13 protein-coding genes are annotated in these 13,447 nt (G+C 47.9%); 10 read left to right on the forward strand and 3 right to left on the reverse strand.

Features of this window, described 5'->3' with window-relative positions; all coding sequences use genetic code 11:
* Positions 1 to 46 precede the first annotated feature (46 nt).
* From FCL47_RS24370 to FCL47_RS08355, 5 genes are all read left to right on the forward strand, one after another.
* On the forward strand, positions 47 to 220 hold the full coding sequence (locus FCL47_RS24370) for a hypothetical protein (RefSeq protein WP_153306361.1): 174 nt from the start codon (positions 47 to 49) through the stop codon (positions 218 to 220).
* Positions 221 to 334: 114 nt separating this feature from the next.
* Positions 335 to 4,777: a DUF4082 domain-containing protein gene (locus tag FCL47_RS08340; protein WP_205747251.1), complete on the forward strand. Its 4,443-nt coding sequence runs from the start codon at positions 335 to 337 to the stop codon at positions 4,775 to 4,777.
* Positions 4,778 to 5,107: 330 nt separating this feature from the next.
* Positions 5,108 to 5,596 carry a DUF5658 family protein gene (locus FCL47_RS08345; RefSeq protein ID WP_136813024.1) on the forward strand — a complete coding sequence of 163 codons (489 nt, stop codon included), beginning with the start codon at positions 5,108 to 5,110 and terminating at the stop codon, positions 5,594 to 5,596.
* Positions 5,597 to 5,692: 96 nt separating this feature from the next.
* A complete protein-coding gene (locus FCL47_RS08350) occupies positions 5,693 to 6,322 on the forward strand; it encodes a hypothetical protein (RefSeq protein ID WP_136813025.1) in 630 nt (209 codons plus the stop codon).
* Between the two features lie 197 nt (positions 6,323 to 6,519).
* Positions 6,520 to 7,209: a hypothetical protein gene (locus FCL47_RS08355; RefSeq protein ID WP_136813026.1), complete on the forward strand. Its 690-nt coding sequence runs from the start codon at positions 6,520 to 6,522 to the stop codon at positions 7,207 to 7,209.
* 50 nt (positions 7,210 to 7,259) lie between these two features.
* Here the strand turns inward: FCL47_RS08355 and FCL47_RS08360 are convergent, their stop codons facing one another.
* Positions 7,260 to 7,706 carry a PilZ domain-containing protein gene (locus tag FCL47_RS08360; protein ID WP_167496417.1) on the reverse strand — a complete coding sequence of 149 codons (447 nt, stop codon included), beginning with the start codon at positions 7,704 to 7,706 and terminating at the stop codon, positions 7,260 to 7,262.
* Positions 7,707 to 8,264: 558 nt separating this feature from the next.
* Between FCL47_RS08360 and FCL47_RS08365 the strand changes: the two genes are divergently transcribed.
* The 5 genes from FCL47_RS08365 (at position 8,265) to FCL47_RS08385 (ending at position 12,320) form a co-directional block, all read left to right on the forward strand.
* Complete coding sequence (locus FCL47_RS08365) at positions 8,265 to 9,200, forward strand: DUF2279 domain-containing protein (protein ID WP_136813028.1); 936 nt, start codon at positions 8,265 to 8,267, stop codon at positions 9,198 to 9,200.
* A gap of 87 nt (positions 9,201 to 9,287) precedes the next feature.
* Entirely contained in the window at positions 9,288 to 10,883 is a 1,596-nt protein-coding gene (locus FCL47_RS08370) for a glycosyltransferase family 39 protein (protein WP_167496418.1), read from the forward strand.
* Positions 10,880 to 11,596 carry a glycosyltransferase family 2 protein gene (locus FCL47_RS08375; RefSeq protein ID WP_136813030.1) on the forward strand — a complete coding sequence of 239 codons (717 nt, stop codon included), beginning with the start codon at positions 10,880 to 10,882 and terminating at the stop codon, positions 11,594 to 11,596. The genes FCL47_RS08370 and FCL47_RS08375 overlap by 4 nt, the downstream gene beginning before the upstream one ends.
* A gap of 25 nt (positions 11,597 to 11,621) precedes the next feature.
* The gene (locus FCL47_RS08380; RefSeq protein WP_136813031.1) at positions 11,622 to 11,831 is read left to right on the forward strand and encodes a hypothetical protein; all 210 of its coding nucleotides are present in this window, start codon (positions 11,622 to 11,624) and stop codon (positions 11,829 to 11,831) included.
* A 210-nt stretch (positions 11,832 to 12,041) separates the two neighbouring features.
* A complete protein-coding gene (locus tag FCL47_RS08385; RefSeq protein ID WP_136813032.1) occupies positions 12,042 to 12,320 on the forward strand; it encodes a lipid-A-disaccharide synthase N-terminal domain-containing protein in 279 nt (92 codons plus the stop codon).
* A 428-nt stretch (positions 12,321 to 12,748) separates the two neighbouring features.
* On the opposite strand, the gene FCL47_RS08390 is transcribed toward FCL47_RS08385, so the two are convergent.
* Together FCL47_RS08390 and FCL47_RS08395 are read right to left on the reverse strand one after the other, a co-directional pair.
* Positions 12,749 to 13,213: a Card1-like endonuclease domain-containing protein gene (locus FCL47_RS08390; protein WP_255580662.1), complete on the reverse strand. Its 465-nt coding sequence runs from the start codon at positions 13,211 to 13,213 to the stop codon at positions 12,749 to 12,751.
* Positions 13,203 to 13,447 (reverse strand): transposase (locus FCL47_RS08395; protein ID WP_136813034.1); only part of this gene is annotated, 245 nt, incomplete at its 5' end. The genes FCL47_RS08395 and FCL47_RS08390, both read right to left, overlap by 11 nt.

The raw sequence follows: 13,447 nt of genomic DNA on the forward strand, positions 1-13,447 counted from the left end.
CCCGAGAATTTTTTTCCTGCCGTTATGTTACACTCGGAAAGTCCGTTTGGCACAAAAACAGCAGGATAACACCAGAGATATCCTTGTCAAGCAACCGGATTTTCCGTTTGCAGGAGGTTCCGTTTTACCTGGAAAAACTGCAATAATGATTTTTTTTATACACAAGTATCCAGCTATTTACTTCCCGCTAAAAGTGCATACGATTCATGAACAAGAGTGATAATTATTATCGGCAAGGCATGAGTTCACTCGTCAAGCTGTAACAACAAAAAGATCTTTTTATGTCTGCCCGAAATTACAACAATTCCCTGCATAACCGTGAGGAGATACTCTTATGAAAGCCAGACACAGCACACCTGTTTTCAGGTTGAATTCGGCCAAGTCTTCTCCACTTTTTCAAGGTTGGCTCGGGCAGACGCTGCGACGCCTGTTCCAGGAAAGTTTTAGCACAATGGACCGGCATAACGCTGACAAGTATGCTGCTCCGGCCTTGCAGAGGTCATCTTCTGCAAAACAAGGCGGAATCGATGAAGAAAACGGCGCCACATCATACAGAGAACATCACCACAAAAAACAGCTGGCATGGCTGTTAAGTGCATTGTTATTTGTGAGCTCTGCTTTGCTTTTCAGTGCCGGCAAGGCGGAGAGTTCGTGTGCCTCACCGGCAAACGCCATCGAAGCGGAAAACTGTCTGCCAGGAACTCCGCAGAGTACCTGGGATATTCCATCCCCTGCCGGTGACACAAGCATCCAGGGCTTTGCCACCAACATTAGCGTAAACAAGGGCAGCCTCGTCCAGTTTAAAGTCGACACCCCTTCAAATTCCTGGCGACTGGATATTTACCGTATGGGGTATTACGGCGGTAACGGCGCCCGCCTCGTCACCACGGTAAACCCTTCAGTACCTTTGCCACAGAATCAGCCGAACTGCCTGTATGACCAGATGACAGGCCTTACCGACTGTGGCAACTGGGCTGTTTCAGCATCCTGGGCAGTACCAGCCAATGCAACGTCCGGCATATATTTCGCCCGGGCCATACGCAACGACACCGGTGGCGCAAGTCATATCATATTTGTTGTGCGTGATGATGCCAGTAACTCAGACATCTTGTTTCAGACCGCTGATACGGCATGGCAAGCCTACAATTATTACGGCGGGCAGAATTTTTATGGTTGCGGCGGCGGTGGCGGTAATTCGAGTTGTCGCGCCTACAAAATCAGCTACAATCGTCCCTTTCAGACTCGATCGTTCGAACCGCAGACCTGGGTGTTCAACGCTGAATATCCGATGGTGCGCTGGCTGGAGGCAAACGGGTACAACGTCACGTATTCGACCGGAGTCGACACCGACCGGAATGGAGCACTGCTGCTCAATCACAAGATCTGGATGACAAACGGCCATGACGAATACTGGTCGGGAAATCAGCGGAGCAACGTGGAGGCGGCACGCAACGCCGGGGTTAACCTGGCCTTCTTCAGCGGAAATACAATTTATTGGAAAACCAGGTGGGAAAACAGTATCGATGGCTCCGGCACACCTTACCGAACCCTGGTCTGCTACAAGGAGACCTGGGCCAATGCGGCAATCGACCCCGCAGATCCCCCGACCTGGACAGGCACCTGGCGGGATCCGCGTTTCAGCCCTCCTGCCGACGGTGGTCGTCCGGAAAATGCCTTGACAGGCACCCTTACCCGGTTTGCTTCCAGTTACAGGGGCGGGCCCATGACGGTCCCCGCGGCCGATGGCAAGATGCGGTTCTGGCGTAACACCAGCATGGCCACATTAACAGCCGGACAGACTGCACAACTTGCTCCCGGCACCTTGCATGACGAACTCGATATGGATGAAGATAACGGCTTCAGGCCAGCCGGTATTATACATCTTACCACCACGCCTGTTTCCACGACAAGTGCCTGCCTTTTGGACTTCGGCAACACCACTGGGGCATGCAGCACAGTTCACAACGTGACTCTTTACCGACATGCGAGCGGCTCCCTCGTTTTTTCTACAGGGACGTATGAGTGGTCCTGGGGACTGGATGCCAATCATGACCAGAGCAGCGTTGGATCAGTAACAGATATCAACATGCAACAGGCCACAGTCAATCTTTTTGCCGATATGGGTTCACAGCCGGCAACCTTAAAGCCGGGACTTGTACCGGCCACGGCCTCAACCGATCAAGCACGTCCGACTTCCATTATTTCCTCACCCCTGGCAGGTTCGACTGTCACACGAGGCTCGCCGACACAGATCACCGGGACCGCGACAGATGCAGGGGGTGGTGTTGTGGGTGGGATTGAAATTTCGACCGACGGCGGGACTACCTGGCATCCTGCGACGGGCAGGGCGAGCTGGAGCTATACATGGCAGTCGCCAACACCAGGCGCCACCACCATTCGCAGTCGGGCCACTGACGACAGCGGTAACATTGAAATTCCTTCGACAGGCGTGAATGTCACGGTCAGCGGTGGCGGCAGCGGCAATGGTGGCTCAGTCTGGTCTAATACTACAGTGCCCTTACTGGTTGACGCCGGTCCGGACAGTGCCGTGGAATTGGGAGTTAAGTTTCGCTCCGACACAAGCGGGTACATTAACGGCATCCGCTTCTATAAAGCCAGCACCAATACGGGCATCCATATTGGAAATTTATGGACAGGCGCGGGAACTCTGCTGGCTACTGCCACCTTCACCAATGAGACCGCCTCCGGCTGGCAGCAGGTGAACTTCGCGACACCCGTGGCGATTACGGCCAATACCGTATACGTGGCCTCTTACCACACCAATGTCGGCCACTACAGCGCCGATCTGAACTATTTTACCGGCAACACCGTAGACTCTCCCCCACTGCATTTCCTGGCGGACGGGGTGTCCGGATTCAACGGGGTGTATGCCTACGGCTCCACCAGCAGCTTCCCCAACAATGGGTGGAATGCCTCTAACTATTGGGTCGACGTGGCGTTCAGTGCCGCTCAACCTCCTTTACTCGCCAACATCAGTGTGACTCCTGTCAGCCCGACAATCTCGACCGGAGCTACCAAACAATTCACCGCTACCGGAACCTACACTGACGGCAGCACCCAGAATATCACCAACCAGACAACATGGACGTCCTCGAGCAAGGGCGTTGCCACCATTAACAGCTTCGGCCTGGCCACTGGCGTAAGCTCCGGCGTTACGACCATCGCGGCAGCACTGAGCAGCGTAACAGGCAATACGACTCTGGCTGTACAATCAACACCGCTGACCATCACGACCGCCTCACTGACTGCCGGCACACAAAATGGATCGTACTCGGCAACTTTGGCCGCAAGCGGTGGCACTCCGCCATATATATGGGCGATAGCGAGCGGCTCACTGCCGACGGGTCTTTCTTTAGCAGGCAGTACTGGTGTCATCGCCGGAATACCGACAGCCAGCGGCACCTTCAACTTTACGGTTCAAGCATCGGATTCCGGGGGATCGACCCCGGTGACCAGGTCGCTCGGCATTGTCGTTACCACGCAACAGGCGAATACCACTATCTGGCCTGGAACTGCTGTTCCAGCACTGATTGACTCCGGTCCTGACAGCGCGGTCGAGCTGGGAGTTAAGTTTCGTTCGGACACGAGTGGTTTTGCCACCGGCATCCGGTTCTATAAGGCCAGCACCAATACCGGTACCCACATAGGTAATCTCTGGACAAGCACGGGAACTTTGCTGGCTACGGCCACCTTCAGCAACGAGACAGCCTCTGGCTGGCAACAGGTAAGTTTCTCTGCGCCTGTGGCCATCACGGCCAACACGGTATACGTGGCCTCTTATCACACCAATGTTGGCCATTACAGCGATGATCTGAACTACTTCGCCGGCGCAGGTAAAGACAGCCCGCCTCTTCATGCTCTGGCGGATGGGATCTCCGGATTCAACGGCGTATTTGCCTACGGCTCCACCAGCAGCTTCCCCAATCAGGGGTGGAAGTCTTCCAACTACTGGGTAGATGTGGTATTTAACGCGACCACAGTACCAACACCGACACTGTCATCTATTTCGGTCACTCCGACCGGCTCGACTCTTACAACCGGAGCCACGCGGCAGTTTACGGCCACGGGACTCTACTCCGATGGCAGTTCTCAAAACATCACCGCCCAGGCAAGCTGGACCAGTTCGAATAGCGGTATTGCTTCCATCACCAATTCCGGCCTCGCCACTGGAGTAAGCGCGGGCAGTGCGACCATTTCGGCGGCACTCAGCGGTAAAACCGGCACGACGAATCTGATCATAACCACTGCACCGCAACAGACGAATGCCACTATCTGGCCTGGTACTACCATTCCCGGACTGATTGACTCCGGTCCTGACAGTGCGGTCGAACTGGGGGTGAAGTTTCGCTCGGACACAAATGGTTTTATTACCGGTATCCGCTTTTACAAAGCAACCGCCAATACCGGGATCCACATTGGCAATCTCTGGACGAGCACAGGTACATTGCTCGCAACCGCCACTTTCGCCACTGAAACGGCGACGGGCTGGCAACAGGTCAATTTCCCCACACCCGTGCCCATCACAGCCAACACGATATATGTTGCCTCTTACCACACCAACGTCGGTCACTACAGCGACGATCAAGGCTACTTCGCCGGTAACGGGATGGACAGCCCTCCGCTGCACGCCCTGGCAGACGGGGTTTCCGGTTTCAACGGCGTGTATGCTTATGGCTCCACAAGCAGCTTTCCCAGCCAGGGGTGGCTCGAATCCAACTATTGGGTTGATGTGGTGTTCAGCACAACCGCTCCATAATCCGTACTTCCGACTGCGATTGTCCAAACAATCTTGGTCGGAGCCAGGCAGCATGTGCCCTCAAACAGGATCTACCTCAATGACAGAACCTAAAAATGAGGCGATCCCGTTTTTTAGACACTGTCGTTATCGTCTCTTACTTGGCAGCAGGGTTGCATTAACTCCCCAAGAGTGGGTATTCTGTTCCGGACTCTCTTGACCGGTATAGCGCGCCGGAAGTAAATGTAAGCTTCTGCTTTTAAATTTATTTCAGGATTTCCTATTTTTATCGCGGAGACTAAAGAGGCACTCAAAGATCGGGGACAGTGCCAATTCATTGCAAGAGTAAGAATGAATAAATCCACCCACTTGAAAACACTATCAAACAAAGAGCGGCGCTCCGATCATGACCGCCGACAAGAACATATCAGCTCCTACAAGCTCTTGTTATTCGAAGGAAAAAGGAGAAACCTGCGGCGTGCCGAGGACTGCAGGCGCATCCCCCGTCTTGATCATTACCATCCGACTTTACTGATCTATACGCTGATTGTGTTGGGGTTGAGCCTGCTGGACGCAACGCTGACCCTTGTTCTCATACACCGAGGAGCAGTGGAACTCAACCCGGTAATGCGCTACTATTTAAATCTTGGTCCGGGAATTTTTATCACCGTCAAATATGGACTTACCGCATTTGCATTATTGATCCTGGTTGTACTTCACACAGTCATATCTGCGAGATACCGTATAGTATCATCCATGCTGTTCCCCTCCTGTATCGCAGTATTTGGAGCTGTCATCATCTGGGAACTCTATTTGCTGACCAAATTGAGCCCAGTGTGATAAGCTATTCATTATCAGAGCAAAACCGCACCATTTGACCACGGCATCGTCAATGACAGGGAGGTCAATTAAAAAATCCAGCAGAAGGTTCCGAACATGAAATATATACCCTTTGTTACCGTATTATTGTGGATCGTTATTGTCCTGGGCTATATCTTTGCCAGAGACATTTTCCTCCTGCCCATGATAAAATTCCCGGCACTTCTTCTGTTGTCTATTTTATTACCAGTAAGTTTCTGGACCCTGCAAGCTGACGGACAAAGAGTCTACTCCTTTGTATTTATAGGGATCTTTATCTTTAACATTGCGATACTAACTTATGGGCTCTGCAGCAACTATGCAAATCTCAGTTCATTTGAACAATATAGCGGGAAAAAAATTGATCCTGAATTTGCCAGGCTGCTGGTTGCAGGCAACAGTGAAAAAGAAAGGCACATTGCCGGTCGGATAATTTATCAGAAAACCGGCGTAGCGCTGCCATTTCTAACCCACGACAACATGTTCACCCTCTATTCGCCTACCCAGCAAGATAAGGACCTGTTTATAGATAATCATGAAAGGAATTACCTGATTCTTTTGGCAAAACAAAACCTGTCCAATCAGATCGTCACCACATTCTTTCTGCTTGCTCTACAGATCTCGATTTTTTTCCTGCTTCTGGTCTTTTTGATTCTGTACGACAAGCCAACCCCACCGGTGCTGGTCCAATTGGCTCATCAGAACTAGTTGCGCAGACGCAACAGCAAAGAATGTATCATTTCTCGGCGGCATGTTGCTCTCAGCAAAGGCATTCACAATCGGCTCTGATTTGCAAGGTAACGTAAAGACAGAACATTTGTATTTTAGGAAAGAAAGTGAGGCATTAAATGACTTCTCTAACTGAAAAAAAAATCATTGCAATGGTTCTTTTCGCAGGAGTCTTAATGTGCGGATGCAGTGCAAGCAATAAGCCTGTTCAAGATGTGTCAGTGCACAACGTTCCTCCCAGCTATAAAGTCCTGGACAATACCTACTGGTGGCGGTGCAAATTTAAGAATGTCTGGCCTGCCAATGTCGGGCCTGATCTCGTAATTGATCTTCTGTTAGCCCATGCTGTTGTTTCGCCGGTTCTTGTCAGACATATAGACGATATCCCATATTGGCGTTTTCACCGAAGAGCAGCACGTGATCAGGCAGGCCAGCAATTCTCGTTAATTTTTTACAGCAAACCTGAAATAGCATCTGCCGTCTTTGCCGAAATTCATGAGAGTGAAATACTCAAAAGAGCCATATCAGCGAATCTTGTAGAAAGAGTCATCACAGACAACCCAGACCACCCGAATTTTTCTGCCATTGAGGCCACCAGTGACACCCACTGGTCCCTGGATCTTCAGAAGAACTGGCCAGCTTTCATTATGGGGGTCAGTTCCCTGTGGCTGGGACTCATTGATGAGTCCTTTCAGGATTCTCCCGAAAATTTTGCGGATATTCACAGGTTACTGGAAAAATATCGAGAAATTGATGCCAAGATAGCAGAGATATGGAGGACAGAGGGCCAGCACGCATTGTTGCACCATATGAATGCGGTGCTTGGATACAAACCCTTGGTTATTAGAAAAGAGTTGTCATTCTAATTCATGCGTCGAACGTTCAACCAGATACAGCACCTCAGAATCACTGCGGTCTAGAGTTTGTAAATAGCTGAAGAATGCAATGACTTAATGAATAACACATTTTCCTCGCTTAATTGAACAAATTCTATCCCTATGCGATACTCCCCGGCCAAAACAGAAACATATCTGACAATTCCTTTTGCAATAATTTTGCGTTTCCCGAGAAAAAAACCAACCTTCACCTGCGAAGCAGGTTCTATCGCACGATCAAGAGTTACCGCCAAACCTTCTTCAGAAAGATCAATCAGATACCCATTTTCATGGGATTTTTTTGCCAATACCTTTGCCGGCACTATTGGAGCTATGCTCACCGGCACGGAATTTTTGTCAAGTATACGCAGCAGTTGCTTTTTGCCCAGTCGTATCGTCGACCTCTTGCCCAGCGGATTTTCCGGTTCATAATCCCAATCCAGCTTAAGATTGTCTATAGAGGGAATTTCCTCCCAATTCAAAGTCATCAATATCCTCTTTTGTAAAATCAGCTGTCGACAAGCCATTCAGCCAAAATTGATTTCAGGTTAACAACAGATTAAAGCTCAAAATATACTACTTTGTCGCATTGCCTGCAATTCAATATTCCGTAGACCAGATCACCTCAATTATCATCTCAATTCTTGCATCATCACAAACATTCAACTATTTATTATTACTACAAAGATCACCTATTTTTCAGTTTATTGCCACTGACGAAACACTCAGTTTCAAGTGCCGGATTTGACCATGCATAAGCAAAACCAGACTTTTTTCTGGGTGACTTCACTGCTTCTTCATCTGAACCACATACAATAGCGCCAATTGTTTTACGGGTGACGAAGCGTGGAGCATGCGGAATGTTTGTCAATTGACTTCAGGACATCATTCATCCTTTTACGATAAAAACTGATGCACTCGTTTGACCCTGCAATTCAATGCGGTATAGCACAAAACTTTACCTGCTCCCAGAGGAAGACAGCTTTACCCTTAGGGTGATTTTTACAGCTCCAGCAAAAACTTAAAGTCAAAAAATAACACACCTCATGAAAAAACAACTACTCCTGCCAACAGTGATCCTAGTAAGTTGCTTCAATATTGCAATGGCGACAGCCGATGAAGCACAAAATGTTATCGCTCCGACACGCCCTGCGACAGGAGCGAATCAACCTGGATATATCGATTCAACAGCAAACGCGCAAACCGATCTCACTATGCTGGCCAATCCTCAAGAAAGCTGGTGGTCCAGGCAGCCAAAGGCTAACAAGATGCTCTACACTAATCTCACTGCCGCAACAGCCATTGGAATTTGGGGACTGGCGACCTGGGACTACGGTTCAGCCGGCTTGAACAAGGCTCATGAAGGATGGTTTGAACAGGGCTCTAAATATGGTGGTGCGGATAAACTTGGCCATTTGTGGTCAACCTATGCCTTCTCCGATGCGCTTACCGGCCTCTACACGAGCTGGGGATACGTCCCGAAACAGGCAAACACATATGCAGCATTATCCGCATGGACTGTGCAGGCCTTTATGGAAATTGGTGATGCAACAAGTGAAACACAGGGATTTTCCTGGGAAGATATGGCAATGAACACGGCTGGGGCGCTGACGAGTGTCTTGATGCAACGATACCCGGAACTTGATCGAAAAATTGACCTCAGGGTTGAGTATGTTTTCAACGTCCCCGTCAACGGAATATTTGATGATTACTCTAATCAGTATTATTCGATGGTCCTCAAGCTCGATGGTTTCGACAGATTCGAAAACACCTTTCTCAAGTATGTTGAACTCGCGGGAGGGTATTATACCAGAGGATACGGAGACGCGGAAGAAGAGGATACTCGATCCTTTTACGTAGGTATCAGCCTCAATTTCTCAAGCATATTGAGAGAGAAAGGTTGGAAAAAGACAGGAAAAGTCTTTGAATATATCCAGCCTCCTTACACCGTTCTCAAAGCATCGTCGGATCTTTCCAGATAATAACAAACAGAAAAAAATATTAAATTCAAAATGTTGAGACAGAAATTAGCAGAAAACTGGCAATGGACTGTATTATGCCTGATCTTAATGCTTTCTACCATCTATGCCAGACCACTTATTCCGATAGACGAAACGAGATATCTTTCGGTTGCCTGGGAAATGTGGCACAGTAACGACTTCCTGGTTCCGCATATCAATGGGCATCCGTACAGTCACAAGCCACCGTTATTATTCTGGCTTATCCATGTTTCCTGGCTGCTCTTTGGCGTAAGTGAATGGTCGGCCAGGCTGGTTGGGCCATTTTTTGCGTTCGGTTCTGTTGCACTAACGGTGCATCTGGGGAAAATCTTATGGCCGGCAAACAAGGCTGTTCGGCTGGCTGCCCCATTTATTCTCCTGGGAACCTTCGTCTGGAGCCTCTACGGTTCCCTGACCATGTTCGATGCACTGTTGACTTTTATAGCGCTGCTGGCCCTTCTCGCAATTCTGGCAGCACGGCGCGCAGCAACAATTTTGCCGTGGTCCTTCCTCAGTTTGGCCATTGGCCTGGGCATACTCGCAAAAGGGCCTATTGTCCTCCTCTATGTTTTACCACCAGTATTGCTTGCCCCTCTATGGAGTGAAAAAGACACCATGCCTTGGGGAAAATGGTATGGCTCTTCTTTTTTAGCGCTTCTTGCCGGAATAGGCATTGCTCTTTGCTGGGCAATTCCGGCTGCAATACAGGGAGGAGAAGAGTACCGACAGGCAATACTCTTTAGTCAGACGGCAGGACGTATGGTCAAGGCTTTTGCCCATGGCAGGCCTTTTTATTGGTACGCCCTTCTTTTGCCATTGCTCTATCTCCCCTGGTTTTTTTGGCTGCCGGCATGGCGTGGCTGGAAGAAAAAATCTTTCGATGCTGCAACACGTTTTTGTCTATGCGCCTTGCTTCCTGCTTTTTTTCTCCTCTCCTGTGTGAGCGGGAAACAGATCCACTATATTTTGCCTTTACTCCCTGTCAGTTCTCTGCTCATCGCTCATACGGTCACCACGGTCCCAAAGCGAACACCATATGACCAGGTGCCGTTATTGGTTATTTTTCTGATGTTGTCTCTTGCGCTCCTTATCGTCCCTCAATTGTCATTGCATGGTGGCGACAGGGAAATGTTGCAATACCTTCCTAAATGGATTGCAGTTGTACCATTTTCTGCCGGCCTCTTTCTGTATATGACCCGCCCTGAGTCAATGCTCAAGTCTGTCAAGATAGTGTCGTCCAGTATGTTGCTGCTGGTAATACTCCTCCAGCTTGCCCTTGCAGACCCACTGCATACCATCTACGACCAGACAGTGATAGGTGAAAAAATCAAACAGGCACAGGATGCAAACAAACCGGTTGCAGTATTTCCACCAAAACTGATGGACCAATTTCAGTTTTCGGGTAGACTGCTGACACCAGTTACTCCTCAAAACACATTCGAGGAATTGGTAATATGGAGTGTTGATAATCCCCAGGCTTTCTGCCTGGTCTTCACGAAAATCAAGATCAATAAGCAGTCAAAAACAACCGGAATAGCCAGGCAGTATAGTGATGGATGGCTGATTTTTAGCCCAGCGAAAGATTTTGTTGCCAATTATCAACAGTGGATTGCTCAGCCAGCAATCCAGAGTGACTCTCTGAACAAAAGTGAACCCAAATCATGAATGACGAACTCACCATCATAGTCCCGGTTTTTAACGAAGAAGAGAGCCTCCCGGCATTTTTCATCGAAATGGACAGCTTTATCAGGACCTGCTCCGTACCAAGCCGCGTCCTCTTTATAGATGACGGATCAACGGACAATAGCCGCAAAATCCTCCATAATAAATGCCTGCAGGCTGAATACTGCCAGGTGTTGTCGCTTGACAAGAACTATGGTCTCAGTGTAGCTATCAAGGCTGGATTGGATCACTGCGAGACAACATTGGTCGGTTACATCGATGCCGACCTACAAACACATCCTGCCGATTTTCTTCCGTATTTTGAATATTTTCCCGAATACGACATGGTCAATGGCATCAGGGAGAACAGAAAAGACAGCCTGATTAAAAGATTGTCCTCAAAAATTGCTAACAGTTATCGGCGATGGATGATCAATGATGCTATAAAGGACACATGCTGTCCTTTAAAAATAGTGAAGACTTCCTATGCCCGGAATATACCATTCTTTATAGGTATGCATCGATTTCTACCAGCTCTTGTTCAGTTGCAGGGGGGAAAGGTTAAACAAATCCCTGTGTCTCACTCTCCACGGTATGCCGGAACAAGCAAATATCATCTTTTCAACCGTCTCATAGGGCCTTTCTTTGACACTCTGGCTTTTCGCTGGATGCGCAGCCGATATATCCATTACCGTCTAACGTCTGGCCCAAAATAAGCGCGGTCTTTTTTCTGGAAGCATTTTGGCTGCAAATGAGGCATTGCTGTATATATTAGCATTTATTGGATGGACTCGTATCGGCTCAGATAATTACTCCCGGCATGCTGATTTGTGTAGTGATGCTATCGGACGAATCAGCCATATGATTTTTACTACTGCTTATCAACAAGAGGCCATTGCAATCCCCCTTTTACCAGGGACAGAGCATCTGCCCGAGTGGTGCTTAGCATAACAATTTGTGATTACCACTAAACCTCAGCTATATGGGAATATGAGGTGCCCTTTGCACGGGTGTTCCGCAGCCTGGATGGCTGCGGTCAAGCCCCCAGGGATGGGTTTATGGCGTCCCGTGAAAAGGGCACCTCATATTCCCTCGGACCTTCCAAGCTGAACTTTAGTGGTAATCACATAACAATTTGAAATATAAACTAGAGGAATTCTGATGAGTACTTCAACGCTTTGGCTGATTATAGGTTTTATCGGACAGGCATGTTTCTCCTGTCGTTTTCTTGTGCAGTGGCTGGCCAGCGAACGAGCAAAAAGGTCGGTAATGCCCGTGGCATTCTGGTATTTCAGCCTTTTCGGTGGAACCACTTTACTTGCCTACGCTCTTTACAAGCGAGACCCAGTCTTTATTTTAGGCCAGGCAACCGGTTTATTTGTCTATTGCCGCAATCTTTATTTCGTAATGCACGAAACACCAAAGGAAAATCACGCTTAATCTAAAAATATAGTCAGAAGTACTCTGGTACACGGCAGATTGGGTTGGAAACAGAAGAGCCCATCTTTGATTCCTCTCGTTGGTTACCTTGCGGATAACGCAAGTGGCTACATAGAGACTTTCACGCAGGAAGAATTCGGCATCTTCAATGATTTCATTATTCTGATTGACGAGACGTGAGTCAAACCCACTTTTATGCATATTTTATCAAAAAACTACAACATGTTACATTTTTCCCAACCAACATCAAGGCCGCATATTGCGCGCTATCAAACTGCCAGGATATCGAACAGGAACTCATGATTTTCGGGGATCATGGAATAATTTTACAGTTACAAATTATTAAAGGTGAGACGAGGCATTCCCACCATCCTCCAGCCTTATCAACCAAAGCTTACATTCGCACTTCCTGTAAAAAAACGGAAAAATCATAACAATTTTTCAACGTGCTGCAGAAAAGTACTCTCGTTAACAAATGTTACATCATACATTGCGGTCAATCCCTGAGCCTGTTCTTGACTTAAGCCAATCACACAAAGAAGAAACTGCGTTTTATCAAGGTGTAACCGCTTCCGCAGTTTAGAATATTTTTCAATATCTTGTCGAAACTCTCCTGTCTTACATTCTATACAAAGTGGAATGCTATTGTTAATCAGGAAAAACACATCTAATTCATGAGCATCCTCGTTTGGAAAGGTCACAATCAGACTTCTTAAACAAGAGATTGATAGCTGCTTATCACGAAAATACTCTAATGATTTTATAAATACATACCATTCCATCCATTCACCGGTAAAAAAATTCTTAATCGTCGGTGAAGCCTGAATCGTGAGGTGAATAATTTTATCCTTTTTTTGATAAAAGTATTTCTGATTACCCCTCTTACTCCGCAAGCTTTAAGAGGCGCAGGGGTCTAGGCTTCGTATTGGCTGCATACTTAATCAAATTTCCTATCATTGCGCCTATATAGAACCTGTTATTAAATCGAAAACAAAATTCAGCCAGGTAACGAGGTAAATGCTTTGAGCTTATAGAATGATATGTTCCATGAATAGCCCTCTTTACGTTGCTGATCATGGTGTTGACCCAGTGAAAGATCCTGTTGTCAGGATTCTCGTAAATTCCAG

Origin of the sequence: Desulfopila sp. IMCC35006, assembly GCF_005116645.1 — a bacterium.
Classification (GTDB): domain Bacteria; phylum Desulfobacterota; class Desulfobulbia; order Desulfobulbales; family Desulfocapsaceae; genus Desulforhopalus_A.